Here is a 19,505-nt window from a genome sequence, read left to right as displayed (position 1 = left end):
CGGCGTTTCCCCATCTTCCCGAAGGAGGCATTGGAACTTCGGTGTCCGAGAAGGCGGATAGGACGGCTCTAAAGTCCATCCGGTCATTTGTAGAAAACGCTCCCATGACGTTTTCCCAAACAGCGATAGCTGGATATAGGTTATCAGTAGCATCCCTCATTTCCTGTATGATACGAAACGCCTGATAGAACAGGCTTGATTTTGCCCCGGCAAGGCCGGAGCGGTTGCCGATCAGAGAAAGGTTCTGACAGGGAGAGCCGAAGGTTATCACATGGACCGGCGGGATTTTCCCGCCGTCCACCTTCGTAATATCTCCCAAATGCGCCATATCGGGAAAGTGCCTTTTGGTTATGGAGATGGGCGCTTTTTCAATCTCGCTGGCCCATACCGGACGGATACCGCACCGGGAAGCAGCCAGAGGGAACACGCCGATCCCGTCAAAAAGGCTCCCCAGCTTAATGTCCGGCATAGCCCGGGGTGCCGTGTCCCTTCACGGCAAGCACCCCTTCCAGCGTTGTCGCCGCAATGCCCAGCCGCCCGGCAACCGCAATATCGTTTTTTACATCCTCGTCCACAACGCTGCCGCAGACGATCAGGGTATGGGAGCGCCGCAGCATATCCCGGCGCATATCAATCCCGGCCTTGTGTTCCTCGGGAACGCTGTCATTCAAAAACAGCGGCAGATACAAGAGCGGGCAGATTGGGGAAAAGCCCGCCTCATAAGCAAGGCGGCAGTAGTGGGCCGCCAGCTCCATATCAACATCCGGCTCGCCGCTCCATGCGGCGGTCAGGTACGCTAAAGGTCGTTTCATTGGTTGAGCCTCCATTTCTGTTTTGGTTTAGGGAAAAGCAAGGTATCGCCCAACCCCTCCGCCCCTTCCCCCGGGAAGGGGAACGGCTCTGGAGAATTTATATCCCCGTCGCTTGACCGGGAAAAAGCATAACCGGGAGAAATCCGTCAAGGGTGCCTCTGGCACCGCCTGCGGCGGCGCTGCCCTTGACTGATTTTCCCGGCTATGCTACGGAATAACTGGCGACGGGGAATGATTTATATCTCCAGAGCTTCGGGGCGCGGGGCAGAGCCCCGCAATCCTCGGGCCATGTTGACCCGAAGTTTCGGCTTACTTTTCCTGTTCGTTTTTCTTCTCCGGCTTTTCGTGTTCCTTCTGCTGGCCCTTCCAGTCGTCCAGCAGCTTGATAATCTGGTCCTTCATTTCCCTCGGCGTAGTTTCCTTGCCGAAATACTTGCTCAGTTCCGCACCTGTCAAAATCACTTTGTCTACCTCCTTTTTGTCCTCCATCATAATGCCGTCGATCACATCCCCGTTGAGCAGCTTCTTTTCGTCCAGCTCACGCATACGCTTTGCCTGCGCCTGTGAAGGCGAGGACTGCTGGCTGTCAATGGCGACGGCGATATAGTTCTGGTTCTTCTTGCCGATATAGGAAAGCTCCACCGCCGTAGTAAAGCCCAGCTTTTTTTCATCCATCAGCTTCATCAGGTCTGGAACCAGCTCATTGAGCCGGATATACCGCTGCACCTGCTTGACCGCCATCTTATTGCGCTCGGCTACAATTTCGTTGGAGCGTTTTCCTGCGTCCTTCGGGTCAATCTGGCCCGAAGTGCGGGAGCCCTGGTGCTTGATGGCCTCAAGCTGCATTTTCAAGGCTTTGGCCCGCTCACTGGGGAGGATTTCTTCACGCTGGTTGAGATTGTCCTCGACCATCTGCGTGATGGCTTCATCGTCCGTCAGATTGCGAACAATACAGGGCATATCCGCATATCCGGCAAGCTCGCTGGCCTTCTGGCGGCGGTGGCCGGACACGATCTCATAGCCGCCATCCTCACGGGGACGGACGATAGCAGGCTGGGTAACGCCCTTGTCCTTGACGCTGGACACCATAGCCCGCATTTCGTCATCGTCTCGGACTTCAAAGGGATGGTTCTTGAAGGCGTGGAGCTCGTTCAGCTTGATATAGACGATCTGCTCCTTGCCCCGGCGTGGTGCATCCTTCGGCTTCTCGGGTCCCTTCGGAGCGGAAGCGGCCTGTACCGTTGGAGCTGCTTTTTTCTCCGGTTCCTTTTTGACCGCCTTTTCCGGTTTCTGTGCGGGGGCTTTGGGCTTCGGGGCTGCGGCCTTGTCCTTATCTGCTTTCGGGGGACGGCCCCGGCGCTTTGGCTGTTCCGGCTCTTTGGGTTTTTCCTCCGCTTTCTTCGGAGCCTCCGGCTGCTTTTCCGGTTTTTCCGTTTTTGCCGGGTCAGGCTTTTCCACGCCGGGAGCTGCCGCCCGTTCCTCGGCTTTCTTTTCCTTCATAATTTCAGTGAAGTTATAGACGGAAACCTGTGGGTTCTTTACCTCCGGTTCCGTCTTTTTTTCCGGCTCCGGGGAAACGGAAACCTTCTCCGGCTCTTTTGGGGGAGTAGGCGGTGTTTCTTTGCCCGGTCCGGTATCCGTTACCGGCTGTTCCGGCGTTTTTGTGGTTTTATCATCTGCCATAAGCATTTACCTCCTGTTTTTGGGCATGAAAAAAGGGGCTCAACTTTTCAGTCAAGCCCCCGTGGGAAGTTCCTCCTTTCTCCGCCATGATACAAAAATACCGCCCGTAGTCTCGTTTGGGCGGTACTTTGTGTAAGATTGGCAGTCCATTATTAAGTTTTTTATTATGTTCCCTTTGTACACCGTTGCAAGGATACCACTATAGAAAAAATTATAAAGTCCTTCCTGGAAAACCAGATATTGCATTGACAAAATATAAAATTGCAATTTTTTGTGATGGAGAGTTCTTTCATGGAAAAGACTGGGAAGTTTTGAAGCCACGTCTTGAAAATGGAAAAAATAGTGAATATTGGATAACAAAAATCTCCAGAAACCGGGAACGTGATAATGAAATTAATAAGAAACTTTTATTTATGGGGTGGACTGTGATTAGATTCTGGGGAAAGGACATTAAAAAAAATACGGATGAATGTATTCAGGTCATAGAAGAGACAATATTTGATTTGAAAGTATCTGAAAAGTTTGATGAAGGAAATTTATAATCGTATAGTGTACAGATGAGGTGAAGCATGTGAATGAGTATGTTCTTATGACATATTATATAAAATATTTAAAAGAAATAAGAAAAGTGTCTGATTCAACGATTAAACATTATTTGCAAGCGTTGAAGTCTATTTCAAAATTTCTTGTTGAAAAAAAGAAAATAAAACAGTCAATATATGAGATTAAAGATATTGATGATTTAGTGGTAGTAAAAGAATATCTGTATAAGGATCCTGACTTTGTTGATTTGGATACACGCGGACATCGAATGTACAGCGTTGGTTTTAATCATTATTTCAGATTTGCTAATGGCGATGGATTTGAAAATATTCATGAGCAGATAAAAAGCATGGATATTGAAATTCCAATTGCGAATAAACAGATTGTTACTATAAATACGTGGAAAAGATCTTCTATAATAAAAATGCAATCTATAGAATCAGCTGGATATAAATGTGAAATAAATTCAAACCATAAAACTTTTACTGCAAAAAGAACAGGAAAACCATATATGGAAGGACATCATGCTTTGCCAATGAAGTACCAGAACAGATTCCAAAATAGTTTGGATATTTATGCTAATGTAATTTGTTTATGTCCAACATGCCATAGGCGATTACATTATGGTGTTGAATCTGAAAAAATGAATGTTGTAGATAAAATATATTATGATAGGTCTGATCGGTTAGCTGCAAGTGGTATAAAAATTGGAAAAGAGGAATTTGAAAGTTTAATAAAATAGTATTTTTAGACAAAGGCAGTATAATTAAAATATTCTATTTACGGTATTAGTGGATTATTGAAAGGTATTCATATAAATTTGTTTTTTGAAAGATAAAAAAGTTCTGTATTTATAGACGTGTGCCCAATATTTTTATGTAGTGATAAAAATATTTTGTTTGGAATGAAATTTTTATAATACTGCTAAAGTAGTTGTAGCTGAGGTAACTAAATATAAAAAAGGTTTAAGAACAATCTGATATGAGTTGACATATTAGATTGTTCTTTTGAAAATAAATTAACAAAATAAAAGAAATATCAAAATAAACTTGACAAAATAAGCGATTTATGTAAAAATACGAATAGAAAATCTCTTATGGAGGTAAATGAATTAATGACAATAAGCGACAATCTTATGACTACGATGACAATGATCGGAAAAGCAATTGAAAAAGGTGCAGTTGAAGATGTCAGATCATACTTTCAAAATTGTAATACGATTACTACAAATGGAATGCCAGGCGTAAGGGCAGACAAAGTTAATACGAATCTGAGTAAAATGGTGGTTTCTGAAGATGTGAAAATTAAGGTGTTTAGTAGGAGTTCGTGGAAGGGGGTTCTGGTAGTAGACAATGGGAATAAAGCGTTGTTTTCTGTCTGTACCAAAAACACCCTTAATAGGATTATCAAAAATAGAGCTAGGAGAAGTCCTCATTATGCACAGACGATGGTCAATACAATCAATAAAGATGAGGTTGCAGAAGTAAAACAGATGACTATTGCTGATTATGATCCAACATTTACATCGGCATTTAGCGAGGAGGACTTTGAAAAAGATTTTTTCTCAATAATGGAAGAGGCTGTATGCGAATATGAAGGTTATCGTTTTTGGATAGTTTCATATGAAGTTGAGAAATTTGTAATGAAAAGCTTATCGGCAGTTTTGATGGACAAAGATTTTGATAAAGTTCAAGAAATATCGATACTTGAAGCATTAAAACCAAACTTTGGGGAATTAACAGCAGTAGAGCCAAAACCAGAAGAGAAAAGAGATGTGCGTAGCTTACTCTCTGTTAAAGCAAAAATACCTGCAAGCAAATCTACTGAACCAAAAAAACGTACTGAAATATTGCCGAAGTCTGTAGAGGAGAATAAGGAAGCATAAGTTCTTCGACAATAAGTTATTAAATAAAATTATGTTTCCTGTACAGATATGAATGTACAAAAATTTAATGGTCAAAGATTAAAAGAGGCTTTACAATTTAGGGGAAAAAAAATGACAGAGCTTGCTGATGAAACTGGCATCAGCAAGCAATCATTGTCTCTTTATGCAAATGCTGGAAATAAGCCTCCCTTTGAGAATGTTGAAAAAATTGCAAGAACATTAGACTTTCCGGTTGATTTTTTTACATCTGAGGATTTATGTACTGTATCGACGGGAAATACGTATTTTAGATCTCAGGCATCAGCAACTAAAAAATCTCGAAATGCACAGAAAATAAAGCTGGAATACGTATCTAAAATGTATGAAGTGATTTTAAATTATGTGAATGTTCCAGAACTAAATCTTCCAGATACGACAGGGATCGATATACCTGAAGATATTATTAATGTAGATTCTGAGCAAGCAATTAATGAAATTGAAAAATTGGCTATGTTAATTCGTGAATTTTGGGATCTAGGAAGCGGACCTATAGATAATTTACAGTATGCACTGCAGTCTAATGGAATAATTGTGACAGGATTTAGAAATGTAGACAGTGATATAGATGCATTTAGCCAGCAGATTAAAATAGATGGAAAAACAATTTATATAATTGCATTGGCAATTGGTTCAAAACCAATTGAAAGGCTTCGATTTGATATGGCTCATGAATTAGGACATATATTGTTGCACACTTGGGGAGAGGATAACGAAGAAATATCAAGGGATGAGTTTAATGCAAGAGAAAAACAAGCTAATATGTTTGCCAGTGCATTACTGCTTCCTAAAAAGTCTTTTTCGAAGTCTGTTTCTGCCTATCCAACAAATATAGATTACTATTTTGCTTTAAAGAAAAAATGGAAAGTGTCTATGCAGGCAATGATGTATAGGGCAAGACAACTGGATATTATCTCAGCAAATCAGTTTCAGTATATGATGCGTATAATGTCGAAGAATGGATATAGGCTACATGAGCCTGGAGATAAACCGGGAGAAATTGGAGATACAATTTTTCAAGCTGCATTAGACATGTTGTTTGAAGGTGGATATCTTACTGTAAGTGAGTTATTAAGGGAATTTGGAAGATATGGAATTTATCTTTCCCAACATGACTTGGAGAATCTTATGTATCTTAGAGAAGGAACGTTGTATCAGGAATCAAAAGTGATACCGTTTATGACAATTAAGAAAGATACAGAATAACAATTCACCTGATAAGGTAAGAAAGTATTCGCTTTATCAGGTGTTTTATTGATAAAAGAGGAAATTTGTCATAGATATTGCGAAATAAATACATACAGTAGCATTAATAATATTGTAATTAATGATAGCTTTTTGATGATTGGATCAGTTTGATTTTATAATTGTAGGATATATATTTTGAACTTAATTAAAAGAATCTATGATAGAGTTGGGGATGAACATTTGAGTGGTATATGGTAGGAGAAATGCCATTTTGGAGAGGGGATATTAGAGCAGCATAAGGAGTGATGGTACTGGAAATATAGGTATGCAGTACAAAAAATGTTTATAGTATATTTGGAAAAAACTAAATATCATAACAATAAAACACTATATATAGACGACGGTAAAATATAAGACACAATATATTGCAAAGAAAACGTTGACTTGATCGTACGTTTGTTCTATAATATCTTTTGGAACTATCAATTCTTCTCTTTTTTCTACGGAGGAATTAAACGTGTCAATAAAGAAAACATCTAATAATCTAATTTTACACAAAAGAGATCTGGTATTGTTAAAGCGAAGTGAAGAGGCGAAAAATATAGAAATATATGGTAATATGTATGAATGTTTAAAAACATATAATACTTTGTCGGCAGCTCAGTTAAAGGAAGATATAGCTTTTGATGATAAGGCGCGTATGATTTTAAATCATGATACGAAGATGATGATGGACCGTATAAAAAATGAATGGCACGCAAAGTCATCATTTGAGATTGCTGATAATGAAGTGCATTGTCAGTTGTGTAGTAGAAAGACGGTATATATATGTTATATCGAAAACAGTATAACTGGAGAGGAACTGCATGTTGGATCTGAGTGTGTGAAGCACTATAAAGATATAAAAGGGGCAGGGAGTGTAATTTCTAAGGTAAGTTCATATAGAAGAGATGTAAAAAAAGATGCTAGACAAACTGAATTTGACGTAGCACTTGGCGAAAATATAGATTTCTGTAAAAATGCTAATAATAAGATTGAACAGTTCCCTATGGTTTTGCCTTATAAATTGCATAGTGATTTAAAAAGTGTAATTGCTATGTGTAATCGAATTAGAACTGTTTATATATCTTCTGGAGGAGATTTAAGCGAAAGTATTAATAAATTTAACTTGAAAATGAATGAGTTTTGTGAACTATACGAAAGAGCTGAAAACTGCTATGCAAAAAATAGAAGAAATCCTTTATTATGTACAAGAAAAATTGCAGACTGGTTGCTGAAAAACGGTTATAAATATGTGATTGAGAATATACAAAAGGCAAATGGAATTTTAAATGAGGAAACTTTACAATTTATATATGAACCTGAATTTATTAAAAGAAATATTTTTGTATTTGAAAAGTGTCTAAAGCAAAAGGATGTAACTTTTTTGGGAACCAAGGGTACTGTAATACGATTTAAGATACAAAATGACCGTTTCAAGCAACCCATTTTTTTTACAATGCCTATTAAAGACTTTATGAAAAAAATTGGATGTCATTGTCTAACACAAGATGGTTATAGGTATAGTAAATCTAGTCTTTCAGCATCTATTGAAATGACTTCAGAAAATTTAAAAAATGTTTTTAATTATTATGTAAGTATATTAAACAATACAGATTGTATGCTTATATTCGAACGGCGTGTATCAAAATATTATTGGGAAAGAAAACAGCATTTTACGGTAAGTCCATGGTCGATTCATAGCAGAGAAATTGATCCGATTTATAAAATTGCAACATTAGACACTATTTTAACTTTTATAGGAGATGTGTTATTTATTGATGGAAAATCGGAGAAAGAAATTTCCGAAATCATTATTGGAAAAATTAAAAAAGGTGGAAAATGGATACCTAAGGAAGAAAAGAACCGTGGAGTTAAAATTGCTGTTGAAGCTGCTGGTATGCAAAAACGGAGAGAATTTATACCTTATTCATAAGCGTTAAATAAGGTGGGATATGAAGAAAAAATGAGCTTTAACAAAATGCGGCTTGACTTTTTCGCTTGCACCCATTAAGGGTTCATAGTATCATATATCTTATAAAAAGATAGTGATTTTATGAATCCTTTTTGTTTTCATAAGAGGATTTATAAATTCGGACAATATCCCTATACACTTTATTAGAAATCATAAATTTTCTATGTCAGGAGAACCAACCATGACCCTTACAATCCTAGGCACCGGCAACGCAGTAACAACCGAGTGCTACAACACCTGCTTCGTCCTGCACGAAAGCAATCAATATTTCCTGGTAGATGGCGGTGGAGGAAGCCAGATCCTCCACCAGTTGAAACATGCCGGAATCGATTGGAAAAAGATAAAAACTATTTTTGTGACGCACAAGCATCTCGATCATATTACCGGGATAATCTGGATGATTCGCATGATCTGTCAGTCCATGAAGCAGGGCGAATACGAAGGCGAAGCAGTCATATATGCACATGATGAAGTGACCACCTTGCTCCAGGATTTTTCCGAAAAACTGCTGCAAAAGAAAGACACAGAGTTTATTGGAAAGCGTCTTCATCTGATACCTGTGACAGATGGCGAGTCGAAAGAGATTTTGAACAAAAAAGTTACCTTTTTCGATATACAGTCAACGAAGACCAAGCAGTTTGGCTTTTGCATGGAATTGGGAAATGGGGAGAAATTAACATGCTGCGGAGATGAACCATACCATCCCTGTGAGGAAAAATATGCGAAAAACAGTACATGGCTTTTGCATGAAGCGTTTTGTATGAGCAGTCAGGCGGAGATTTTCCATCCGTATGAGAAACACCATTCTACTGTGAAGGATGCCTGCGAACTGGCGGAGAAACTTCATGTGAAAAATCTGCTGCTGTATCATACAGAAGATAAAAATATTGCGCACCGAAAAGAGCTTTATGGAAATGAGGGCAGAAACTATTTTTCCGGCAATCTTCTGATCCCGGATGATCTGGAATCGTTTTCTATTTTATTTTCAAAGAACGGCAAAAGGGAATCATGAAAATGAAACTGCTTATTACAGGAACAACAGGATTTGTAGGACATAAAATCATGGAATCATATGCTCAGGCGGCCGCTGCACCATCTCTTCGAAATGCAACTCAGGAGAGGATAAAGCGAATGGTTGAGGAAAGTGAAGCGGATGTGGTGATTCATACCGCGGCAATTTCTGATATCGGGACCTGTCAGAAAAATCCGGAAGCATCGTATTTTGCAAATGTGCAGATTCCGGTGTATCTGGCTCATGCATGCAAAGACAGAAAATTGATCTGCTTCAGCTCCGATCAGGTATACAGTGCCTGCGAGGAGAATGGACCATATATAGAAGATGTAGTAAAGCCGGGAAATATTTATGCGGAACATAAGCTGGAGATGGAGCAGCGGGTGTTGGATTTGGTTCCTTCTGCCGTGATGCTGCGGGCGGAGTGGATGTATGACTATGTTTCAAAGAAGCCGAATTATTTTCTGAATATGATACATGCGAAGCAGCAGGCGGCGTTTAGTACCAGACAGTTTCGCGGAATTACCTATCTGAAGGAAGTGGTTGAAAACATGGATCATGTGATGGCTTTGCCGGGAGGCGCGTATAATTTTGGAAGCGAGACCACCCAGTCCATGTATGAGATCACAGAACAGTTTTTAGATTTGCTTGGAAACCAGGTGGCGGTTCAGGATGCTCCGCCAAGACATAATTTGTGGATGAATTGCGAAAAGGCGAGAAAATATGGTGTGGAATTCAGTGATGTTTTTGATGGGCTGAAGAGATGCCTGAGGGATTATGAAAGGACGAATAAGACGCTTAGGGAAGGGAATTCTAATGAAAAATAATGAATAAACCTTTTGATTGCAGTGGATTCGTACATACAGGAAGATGATTATTTTGAGTTCCAGCATAAGAAAGTCACAAAACAGGTGGTATTTTGTAGTATGTGGGTGGTTGAACACTGAATCGACTTATTACTTTTAAAAGAGCATATGAGGTGGAAAACAATGGTAGATAAGAAAACATTGGAAGAGGTTTATAAGCAAAATTTGGAAAATGATATCATTAATGCAATTTCCGAAATAAAAGGGATTGATTTGCGGAAGGCATTTGATATTTATTATTCCAGTAAACTTACTGAACAAATTTCAAATGGCAGTTATGGAATAGAAAATATGGATGCAAAATATCTGGCGGAAGATTTGATTGAGAATGAGCCAGATATTTTTGAATAAATATCACGCTCTAGATGATGGAAGTGTAAATTTAGATATCTATATGAAAATTAAGGAGATTCACCAATGTTCAATAATTCCTACCTAACCGATGCCATTGCCTGCTACAAGAAGGATTTCATCCAAATGCAGTGGCCGAATGAAAAGTACAAATGGGAGGCTGTGAAGTGTTTTCAGGATAACTGGGATGTGAATGCGGCTGATTTTGCGGATATGCTTACACGTTCGCTGGCAAAGACTTATAATCTGTTGGTTTCTATGAATAATTTTCCAGGAAAAATGATTGAAGGTTTTGCAAAAGCAGCACCGGAGGAAGTGCGGGCGATGTATCTCGCACTTTTTGATGAGACTCAGGATGTGATTTCCAGAATTCTTGCGTTTAAGGATCAGGCGGGAATTTTGCTTGAGAAATATGGAAATGATGCAGCGCAGCATTACCAGTACGAAAATGCCATCACCACCTACCTGTGGCTCAGATATCCGGACAAATATTACATTTACAAATACAGTGAAGTGAAAAACGCCGCAGCAGAATTAGGCTGTGATCTTAGTTTCCGAAAGGGTCATTACGGGGAAAATCTGCGGAACTTTTATGCCTTTTACAATGCGCTGTGCGAAGAACTGAAAAAAGAGGACGAGCTGAGAAGGATGCTGAAGTCTCAGCTGACAGAAACCTGCTATCCGGATCCGGAACTTAGGACGCTGACAATGGATCTTGGCTTTTACATCAGCCGATTTTACAGCCAGCGAAACCGTGCATCTGCAGATGAGTGGTGGCCCAAAGCTGAAGACTACGATCCCGGCATAACGGTGCAGGAGTGGAAATGCTTGCTGGCTGACGAGGAAGTTTTTAACGAGAGCAGTCTTGAAATTATGAAGCGCATGCTGGATTATGGCGGCAAAGCTACTTGCACCCAGCTTTCCGTGAAATACGGAGAAAGCCCTAATTTTTATAATGCCGGGTCTTCTGCTCTTGCAAAGCGCATTACTGAGAAAACCGGATGTCCGGTCTGGCAGCAGGATGGCAGTACGAAATGGTGGCCCACTCTATATATAGGAAAAAAAGCAGGCACAGATGAAGAGGGCGTATATATCTGGAAGCTGCGGGAGGAACTGGAAGCAGCATTGAAAGAAACAGATTTGTCCCAGATTTCATTGTATGTTGTTTCCCAGGAAGAGGACGAGCCGCATTATTGGTGGCTGAATGCCAATCCAAACATCTGGAGTTTTTCGGATCTTGCTGTGGGAGAGGTGCAGTCCTACACCCTTTACAACGAGAACGGCAATAAGCGCCGCATTTTTCAGAATTTCCTGGACGCCAAAGCTGGGAATTTCATCATCGGTTACGAATCCTATCCAGTGAAACAGGTGGTGGCGATTTGCAAAGTAACCGCAGAGCAGGATGGAGAGCAGATCTATTTTGAAAAAGTTGAGGGACTTTCTGCGCCTATTGATTATTTGACTTTGAAGGCCTGCCCGGAGCTTGCGCGAATGGAGTACTTTGTCAATCAGCAGGGAAGCCTGTTTAAGCTTACCAAAGGAGAATTTGATTTTATTATGGATATGATTCGTGAGAACAATCCGTCTGCATTTTCCGGGCAAAGGACAGAGCCGTATACAAAAGAAAATTTCCTGGAAGAGGTATATATGACGGAGGCGAAATACAACCGTCTTGTGTCCGTGCTTTTGAGAAAAAAGAACATCATCCTTCAGGGAGCCCCTGGCGTGGGAAAAACCTTTGCCGCAAAAAGATTGGCCTATTCGATCATGGGAGAAAAGGACGAGAGCCGGGTGGAATTTGTACAGTTCCACCAGAATTATTCCTATGAAGATTTTATTATGGGATATAAGCCGGAAGGGGATTCTTTTGCGCTGAAATATGGGATTTTCTATCGGTTTTGCCAGAAGGCTGCAAACAACCCGGACAAGGATTATTTTTTCATTATTGACGAAATCAATCGTGGAAATATGAGCAAGATTTTTGGGGAACTTCTCATGCTGATTGAGAAGGATTACCGGGGAACCAAGACGGCTCTGGCGTACAATGGCTTGAGTTTTTCGGTTCCGGAGCGGGTACATATTATTGGAATGATGAATACGGCGGACCGGAGTCTTGCCATGATTGATTATGCTCTGCGGAGAAGATTCAGCTTTTTTGAGATGGAGCCGGGATTTGAGTCAGAAGGCTTCGTGAAATATCAGAACGCTCTGAACAGTGAATTGTTTGACTCCTTGATTGGCAAAATAACAGAACTGAACAAAGAAATCACAGCAGACAGATCTCTAGGAAAAGGCTTCTGCATCGGACACAGTTATTTTTGCGGCATGAAGGCGTGCACGGCAGAAAAACTGCTTGAAATCGTGGATTTTGATGTTCTTCCCATGCTGGAAGAGTACTGGTTTGACGACCTGGATAAAGTACAGCGCTGGGAAAATATTCTCCATGGGGTATTTCAATGACGAGAGATAAAAGTATTCTCATAAAAAATATTTATTATATGCTGTCCTACGCTTTTCAAACGCTGAACCAGTCTAATTATGAGGAGATTGCGGCAGAGAAGTTTGAGGATATGCAGAATCTTTTTGCCGCAATTCTGGCGAAGGGCATTGGTTTTCAGCTGAAGCAGGGCCTGTATCGGGAATACCGGAACTGTCAGGAGGATTTGTCTGTCATGCGGGGAAAAATCAATATGCAGGGAACCATCCGGAACAAAATGTCCAGAAGGCAGTTGCTGGCCTGCGAGTTTGACGAGCTTTCCGAAAACAATCTGCTGAACCAGATTTTGAAATCAACGGTTTTGCTTCTTTTGAAGCACGGGAATGTGAAAGCGAGATATAAGGATGATCTGAAAAAGAAAATGCTGTTTTTCTCTGCTGTGGATACGCTGGAATTAACATCTGTCCGCTGGTCTGCCATACGGTTTGGGCGGAACAATCAGAATTACCGGATGCTGATCAGTATCTGTCAGCTGCTTGCAGAGGGCTTGCTGCTTACCACCGAGCAGGGAGAATACAGGTTGGCTGCTTTTCTTGATGAGCAGAGAATGTGCCGCCTTTATGAGAAATTTATCCTGGAATATTACAGAAAACATTTTCCCCAGCTGTCCGTAACTGCGTCCCAGATTCCCTGGGCGCTGGACGATGGAAGCGGTACCATGCTTCCCGTCATGCAAAGCGACATCACTCTGCAGCTTGGCAGCAGCGTATTGATCATTGACGCAAAATATTATTCCCATACCACACAGGAGCATTACGGCAGACATACACTGCATTCTGGCAACCTTTATCAGATTTTTACTTATGTGAAAAACAAAGATTACGCTTTTGGCGAAACACCCCACAAGGTTTCCGGCCTTCTTCTCTACGCCAAAACAGAAGACCAAATCCATCCTGACCAAACTTACCAGATGCATGGAAATGAGATTGAGGTGAAAACATTGGATTTGAATTTGCCCTTTGAGGGGATTCGGAAGCAGTTGGATGGGATTGTAAGGGAGATGCTGTTATGAACCAAAATGAAAATCAGTGGGACAAGCTGTTAAAAATAAAAACCACCGGCCGGGATGATTCCCGCGCGGATCAATATCGCTATCCCTATGAGCCAACGCCGTATTGCGTCCTGGAACGGCTGGCGAACAGCGGCCTAATCAGAAAGAAAAATGTGGTATTAGACTACGGAACCGGAAAAGGCAGAGTGTGCTTCTACCTGTCCTACCAGACAAGATGCAGCTCAATCGGCGTAGAATACGACGACAGAATTTACGCCGGCGCCAGAGCCAATCAGGAACAGGCTGTATCCGGGAAAAGGACTTCCTTCGAACTGACAAGCGCCGAAGAATACCCAGTACCGACATCCGTAGACCGCTGCTATTTCTTCAATCCCTTTTCCATAGAAATCCTCCGAAAAGTCCTGTCCAGAATCTACGAATCCTACTACGAAAACCCAAGGGAAATCCTGCTGTTTTTTTATTATCCCTCAGAAGAATACATCAGCTGCCTGATGACAGAAGAGCTGTTGCTGTTTTTTGATGAGATCGATACGGAGGATTTGTTTGAGGGGAAGAATGAGAGGGAGAGGATTGTGGTGTTTTCGGTGGGGGGAATTTAAAATCATGAAATAAGAGAGAAAGGTGGGCTAAGAATGATTCCGTTAATTGACAAAAAGCAAACTGGAATTAATTTGCGCAGAATTATGGATGAATGCGGTTTTACAGTAAAAGATGTTCAGCAGTATTTGAGATTGGGTAGTATTCAAAGTGTGTATCACTGGTTAAATGGGATCAGTATGCCATCTGTAGATAATTTGTATGCGCTTAGTTATCTGTTTCAGGTTTCAGTGGATGACATGCTGTGCGGAAGCAGAAAGAGAATTCTTACAGCAGAAAATCAAGTACAGTTAAAGCGAATGCGTATTTATTATGGCAAAATAAAAGCAATTGAGGCAGCGTAGAATTATACTACAAGTACAATGACAAAAGAGAAATTCTCCTGTAAAATTATTTTCAGAAAGCGACTTGGAAATAAACTATGGGAGGATTTTTTATGGGAGAAACAATGCTGGTGACACAGGCTTTGGACGAGAGGGACCTGTTAGTAAAAAAGATAACAGATAAGATTGAAAAAGCAAGCTTCGTGGCATGGATTCCTATGATGGAGATGCTGATTTTGAAGGGAAGCTTCAGGAGAAGTTAAACAATGAATATAATGAGCGGGTACGTTTTTGTGATATGAAGAATAGTCAGCTTCAGTCCACTGCAGAGAATATGCGTTTAAGTATTCTGGGGCGTGATAGTAAGGGGAAAGATGAGAAGCCATTAGGCGTTGTAGATGCGTATGTAAGGGAGAATACCGCTGAACTTGTTGATCCGCTGGATGTAAAGAAGAAATTAGGAATGCTTGAAGAAAAGCGAAACATTCTGCTTACAGAATTGGATACGCAGATTAAAGTGTCGAATGCGACTACTTTTATTGAAATTGCATAACTGCATTGTCTGCATTACGAAAAATCCTGAACTCAGTTTCCCTGTAACAGGGTTATGTTACAAGAATATACCAATTCTGATGAAAATTGGGGTACTCAATTAGTAAGTGGCGCAGTTGGTAGCGCACATGGCTGCTAACCATGATGTCGCGGGTTCGAATCCTGCCTTCGAAAATTGGGGTTATTAATATGATGTTGCAGAACATCTCCAATTGTGAATCATTTTGGGTTATGTTTGAACGGTTAATTCTGAATGGTCAACGATTTTGTTCTTAAACCGTTTTTAATAAATTGACAACTTTACTTTAGGCATAGAAATGTGCCGAAATCCATGAACAAGGTTAAGGTGTTAAACTGATTGACCAGGGATAAGCCTCATGGCTGTAATGCAGGCAGAATAATATATGAAATTGTGGAACAATATGATAAGGTGCTTGCAGAGATGCAGGCGTTTTTTATATAAGTGGATAAGAATACATGCTTTGTATGGTATTAATGAGGAAAGTAACTGTGATAGTTGACAAAAACATAAATTGTGAACTTCCTAAAAATTTTCCCCTAAACACAACAGCTGCTTTTTTAAAAGAACAGGCAGCGGGCTGTTCCGCATTTGTAATTGGAGAAGCGGGTTTATTAAATGCCCTTTATGATGTTGGCATAACAATGAATGATGTAAACCCGGATTATGTTATTGTTGGAGAGGGCCGTTCCTATTCGCTGGATACCTTGACTCAGGCAACAAATCTGGTTTTAAAGGGAGCTAAGCTGATCGGGGCAAATTCAGATGTTTCAGGCCCAATTGAGAACGGTATTGCCCCTGCATGCCGGGCGTTGATCGCACCTATCGAAATGGCAACTGGTACAAAGGCATATTTTTGCGGAAAGCCTAATCCACTGATGATGCGAACAGGATTAAATATGCTTGGTTGTCACTCAGCAGAGGCTGTCATGGTTGGTGACAGAATGGATACAGATGTGATTTCAGGAATGGAAAGCGGTATGTCTACTGTGCTTGTTCTTTCCGGATGTTCGACAAAGGATACACTTAAAATGTATGCATATCGTCCAACTATGGTTTTAAATGGAGTGGGAGATATTCCTGCCAGGGCAAAGTCAAAAGCAGAGTAATATCAGATGGGGAAGCGTTCTTTTAATCTTTGACCACGAAACCCAATGACAACTGTAATGAACAATGCTATAGTATGTTTATAAGGAGTTTTTTGCATGGAAAATAAGATTACTATGGAGAATACAAATGAATTTACCAACTTTTTTAAGAAAATCAGATGAACTTACACAACAGCTATCAAAGGACCAGTTGCTAGCTGTTATCCATGAAATTGCCAGAACATTACCAGAGCATAAAAGAGAAATCTTTTTGGATACTTTAACAGCAGCTTCCCAAACCACTGCCACGGACTCCCCCAAAACAACTTGTGACGATCATCAGCAGCTGCTTATAGAGCTGAAACATAATCAGGAAATATTAGCAGAAATCAATAACGGTATCCGATGCCTCGATAGCGAATATAACGAAGAATGGGATGACTGGTATAACAGTGATGCGGATGAAGTTCTTTTTTCAGATTCCATGGGTGTTTTATCTGAAATTGAAGACGCGATCAAGCTGATTCATAAATGTATTGATCTGGCAGTATATAAAGAAGGCTGCGAACTAGCCGAAACACTGTCTGTGCTGGAGATCACTGCAAAAGGAGATTATGAGGATTTTTGCGGTGAACCTCTTGGCATAAACGACCTTTATGAACACGAACTTTTGTCTGGTTCTATGAAAAAAACAGTTCGTGAATGCTTGTATCTGGAATACCAGGGAAATAGATTGGAAGATCGTGCAGAAGAACTGCTTTGCATGATCCATAATTTTCAGTGTTACTCTGTGCGGCTGGAAGATGTTCTCCAGACAGGAAACTTTGAATTACCTGAGTTTGAGCAGTTCCTTCCGCTTTGGATTGAATACCTGGGGACCCACAGCGGCATGGGTGTAAAAATACTTTTGAAAGAAGCCCAGTCTATGCTTCAGGATGAACAGCAGATTCTCGATACAGCCAGAAAATATGCAAATACCTGTCCTGAGTTATATAAGCAGATCTTGGAGCAAAACTCTGATCCTGATAAAAATCAGCGTATGATGAGCATTGGTATAGAAGCATTGGAAAGGATTTCCGAAAACACAAAAGTCCGGAGCGAAATAGCTCTGCTTACAGCCAAATATGCATGTGAAAATAATCAGGAATCAGTATGCGAATATTGCTGGCTGGAAGCATTCCGCTCTAATCCGTCGCTTGTTCATTACCTTCGTCTGCGCTTCTGCGGAGACAACTGGGAAAATAACAAACGACAGGCAGCAAAAATCTGCCAGGGTCTATATAAAACGGATAATGAATTATATTTTATGCTTCTTTTCTGGAATAAAGAATTTGATACTGTAATGGCCCAGGGCATGAGTGTAAGAGAATCACTTGGCTGGTCATTTACCTTTATGAAGGAGGGCATCACCAGCTTTTTACTTCTGTTATATCAGGGAACAGATTTGCCTGCAGGATTATCCTGTTTATTAAACTATATACAGCAAAAATATGAATTTACGGCAGAAGAATTTTATAAAGGAACCGGACATACCTGCACAAAGAACAGTACTGAGTTATTGTGGGAAATCATCTGCAAATGGAAACAGGAGGTAAAGATTTCGAACGAAGACAGAATACGTTGGATGAATAAAATTAACCAGCTTATTTCCCTGCGGGTAGATGGAATCATGACTGCCAACAGAAGAAAATACTACCATGAATGTGCTGCGTTTATTTCTGCTTATGGTGAAGTAAAGGAGTCTCATGGAATTATCGGTGAAAAAAATACATTTATGGCAGAATATCGCAAACGATATCCAAGACGGAGTGCATTTATACAGGAATTGGTGAAATTTGGATATGTGAAATGATTGGGTTCCCCATTTCCTATAACACTTATGTAATGTGCCAATGGCATAATCAGCCAGCATCTTCTGATTCCAAAGGATAAAGCATTCGGTTCGTTTTTTATATACTCAGAAACTGAAGACAACAGTAAGGAACAATGCTATAATTCATTAGTAAAGTATTCTTTTCATCTGGTGAAATTGTTATAAATGGAAGTCATGATATATGTGCTTTTGACAATACTCATGACATTTCAGAAGCTATTTTTGAAAAAAGCATTCTTTTAAAGCCTTCTTTCGGAGGCTTTTTAAAGAAATATCCAGTAAAAACAAATATCCGTTAGGAAAGCGTATATTTAGATTATTCAATGTAAGAAACACAATGAGATAAGATAGGAGCAAAAATATATGATACGAGTACTTTTCGTTTGTTTAGGCAACATTTGCCGCAGTCCTATGGCAGAATTTATTATGAAATCAATTGTTTCCGAACGCAGTTTGTCAGACAGATTTTATATTGCATCCGCAGCCACCAGCACGGAAGAAATCTGGAACGGAGTGGGGAATCCGGTTTATCCTCCGGCGAAACGGGAGCTGGCGAAGCATGGGATTTCCTGCGAGGGAAAAAGAGCAGTGCAGATCACCAAGGCGGACTATGGGAAATATGATTACATTCTGGGGATGGAAGAGCGTAATATCCGAAATATCCTGCGGATTGTAGGAAAGGACCCGGAGCACAAAGTAAAGCTTTTGCTGGATTATTCCGATCATCCCAGAGACATTGCAGATCCCTGGTATACCGGGAACTTTGAGTCTACTTATCGGGATGTGGTGGAAGGATGCGAGGGATTTCTCTTATATTTGGAACGAGAGGGAAGAATATAATAAGATAATGTAACAGAACTGTGGCAGGTGAGGAAAAAGATGCAATGTATTATAAATAATGGGAAAAGCAACAAAGTGAAAAACAGAAGTGCAATAATTATGAAGGCAATACCGAACTTCAGAAATACTGCACAAAATAAAAACGCCAACTTGTATAATTTGTCCAACTTTTTTCGCTGCCCCTCTTGACATTTCCACTTCACCGTACTACAATAACCTCAATCTAAGAATTTCGCAATGACGAGGAAGAGTAGCAAGAAGGGGAATCCACAGAGAGCCATCGGTGGTGAGAGATGGCGAGGAAGCTTTTGTGA

The 19,505-nt window shown here is 40.6% G+C and carries 19 protein-coding genes, 1 tRNA gene, 1 pseudogene and 1 other annotated feature (1 of these 22 cut by a window edge); of the genes and pseudogenes, 18 read left to right on the top strand and 3 right to left on the bottom strand.

Features of this window, described 5'->3' with window-relative positions; genetic code table 11:
* Positions 1-55: 55 nt before the first annotated feature.
* The 3 genes and pseudogenes from DWZ38_RS23655 to DWZ38_RS18070 form a co-directional block, all read right to left on the bottom strand.
* A pseudogene (locus DWZ38_RS23655) lies at positions 56-469 on the bottom strand (DNA cytosine methyltransferase); the annotation flags it as partial.
* Positions 456-812, bottom strand: a complete 357-nt coding sequence (locus DWZ38_RS18075; RefSeq protein ID WP_178105371.1) for a hypothetical protein — start codon at positions 810-812, stop codon at positions 456-458. The gene DWZ38_RS18075 and the pseudogene DWZ38_RS23655, both read right to left, overlap by 14 nt.
* A 309-nt stretch (positions 813-1,121) precedes the next feature.
* On the bottom strand, positions 1,122-2,501 hold the full coding sequence (locus DWZ38_RS18070; protein WP_117854410.1) for a ParB/RepB/Spo0J family partition protein: 1,380 nt from the start codon (positions 2,499-2,501) through the stop codon (positions 1,122-1,124).
* Positions 2,502-2,632: 131 nt separating this feature from the next.
* Here DWZ38_RS18070 and DWZ38_RS18060 point away from each other — a divergent pair, with 131 nt between their 5' ends.
* From DWZ38_RS18060 to DWZ38_RS17980, 18 genes are all read left to right on the top strand, one after another.
* The gene (locus DWZ38_RS18060; RefSeq protein ID WP_243000357.1) at positions 2,633-3,037 is read left to right on the top strand and encodes a very short patch repair endonuclease; all 405 of its coding nucleotides are present in this window, start codon (positions 2,633-2,635) and stop codon (positions 3,035-3,037) included.
* 29 nt (positions 3,038-3,066) lie between these two features.
* Complete coding sequence (locus tag DWZ38_RS18055; RefSeq protein WP_117854408.1) at positions 3,067-3,780, top strand: HNH endonuclease; 714 nt, start codon at positions 3,067-3,069, stop codon at positions 3,778-3,780.
* A gap of 354 nt (positions 3,781-4,134) precedes the next feature.
* A complete protein-coding gene (locus DWZ38_RS18050) occupies positions 4,135-4,923 on the top strand; it encodes a DUF5986 family protein (protein ID WP_147343033.1) in 789 nt (262 codons plus the stop codon).
* A gap of 48 nt (positions 4,924-4,971) precedes the next feature.
* Entirely contained in the window at positions 4,972-6,165 is a 1,194-nt protein-coding gene (locus DWZ38_RS18045; protein ID WP_117854406.1) for an XRE family transcriptional regulator, read from the top strand.
* A gap of 499 nt (positions 6,166-6,664) precedes the next feature.
* Positions 6,665-8,122, top strand: a complete 1,458-nt coding sequence (locus DWZ38_RS18040; RefSeq protein WP_117854405.1) for a hypothetical protein — start codon at positions 6,665-6,667, stop codon at positions 8,120-8,122.
* A gap of 220 nt (positions 8,123-8,342) precedes the next feature.
* On the top strand, positions 8,343-9,173 hold the full coding sequence (locus tag DWZ38_RS18035; protein ID WP_021925051.1) for an MBL fold metallo-hydrolase: 831 nt from the start codon (positions 8,343-8,345) through the stop codon (positions 9,171-9,173).
* A gap of 2 nt (positions 9,174-9,175) precedes the next feature.
* The gene (locus DWZ38_RS18030; RefSeq protein ID WP_117854446.1) at positions 9,176-10,000 is read left to right on the top strand and encodes a sugar nucleotide-binding protein; all 825 of its coding nucleotides are present in this window, start codon (positions 9,176-9,178) and stop codon (positions 9,998-10,000) included.
* Positions 10,001-10,162: 162 nt separating this feature from the next.
* Positions 10,163-10,390, top strand: coding sequence for a hypothetical protein (locus DWZ38_RS18025; protein WP_021925053.1), 228 nt, complete (start codon positions 10,163-10,165; stop codon positions 10,388-10,390).
* Between the two features lie 66 nt (positions 10,391-10,456).
* A complete protein-coding gene (locus DWZ38_RS18020) occupies positions 10,457-12,850 on the top strand; it encodes an AAA family ATPase (RefSeq protein WP_021925054.1) in 2,394 nt (797 codons plus the stop codon).
* Positions 12,847-13,899 (top strand): 5-methylcytosine-specific restriction endonuclease system specificity protein McrC, encoded by a 1,053-nt coding sequence (gene mcrC / locus DWZ38_RS18015; protein WP_117854404.1) that lies wholly within the window; start codon positions 12,847-12,849, stop codon positions 13,897-13,899. Before DWZ38_RS18020 ends, mcrC begins: the two co-directional genes overlap by 4 nt.
* Positions 13,896-14,498, top strand: coding sequence for a class I SAM-dependent methyltransferase (locus DWZ38_RS18010; protein WP_021925056.1), 603 nt, complete (start codon positions 13,896-13,898; stop codon positions 14,496-14,498). The genes mcrC and DWZ38_RS18010 overlap by 4 nt, the downstream gene beginning before the upstream one ends.
* Positions 14,499-14,531: 33 nt before the next feature.
* Positions 14,532-14,840: a helix-turn-helix transcriptional regulator gene (locus DWZ38_RS18005; protein ID WP_021925057.1), complete on the top strand. Its 309-nt coding sequence runs from the start codon at positions 14,532-14,534 to the stop codon at positions 14,838-14,840.
* Positions 14,841-14,932: 92 nt separating this feature from the next.
* A complete protein-coding gene (locus tag DWZ38_RS22965) occupies positions 14,933-15,082 on the top strand; it encodes a hypothetical protein (protein WP_021925058.1) in 150 nt (49 codons plus the stop codon).
* A complete protein-coding gene (locus DWZ38_RS18000; RefSeq protein ID WP_021925059.1) occupies positions 15,028-15,372 on the top strand; it encodes a hypothetical protein in 345 nt (114 codons plus the stop codon). Before DWZ38_RS22965 ends, DWZ38_RS18000 begins: the two co-directional genes overlap by 55 nt.
* 99 nt (positions 15,373-15,471) lie before the next feature.
* Positions 15,472-15,545 (top strand) — tRNA-Ser (locus tag DWZ38_RS17995).
* Between the two features lie 336 nt (positions 15,546-15,881).
* Positions 15,882-16,499, top strand: coding sequence for an HAD hydrolase-like protein (locus DWZ38_RS17990; RefSeq protein ID WP_330600181.1), 618 nt, complete (start codon positions 15,882-15,884; stop codon positions 16,497-16,499).
* A gap of 127 nt (positions 16,500-16,626) precedes the next feature.
* The gene (locus tag DWZ38_RS17985; protein WP_021925061.1) at positions 16,627-18,330 is read left to right on the top strand and encodes a hypothetical protein; all 1,704 of its coding nucleotides are present in this window, start codon (positions 16,627-16,629) and stop codon (positions 18,328-18,330) included.
* A 384-nt stretch (positions 18,331-18,714) separates the two neighbouring features.
* Entirely contained in the window at positions 18,715-19,191 is a 477-nt protein-coding gene (locus DWZ38_RS17980; protein ID WP_117854403.1) for a low molecular weight protein-tyrosine-phosphatase, read from the top strand.
* Between the two features lie 228 nt (positions 19,192-19,419).
* Positions 19,420-19,505: a binding site (T-box leader), on the top strand; it runs 192 nt beyond the window's last position.

It is taken from the genome of Ruminococcus sp. AF31-8BH, assembly GCF_003460605.1.
GTDB classification, from domain to species: Bacteria; Bacillota; Clostridia; order Lachnospirales; family Lachnospiraceae; genus Blautia_A; species Blautia_A acetigignens.
This window is presented reverse-complemented; position numbering and strand designations above follow the sequence as displayed.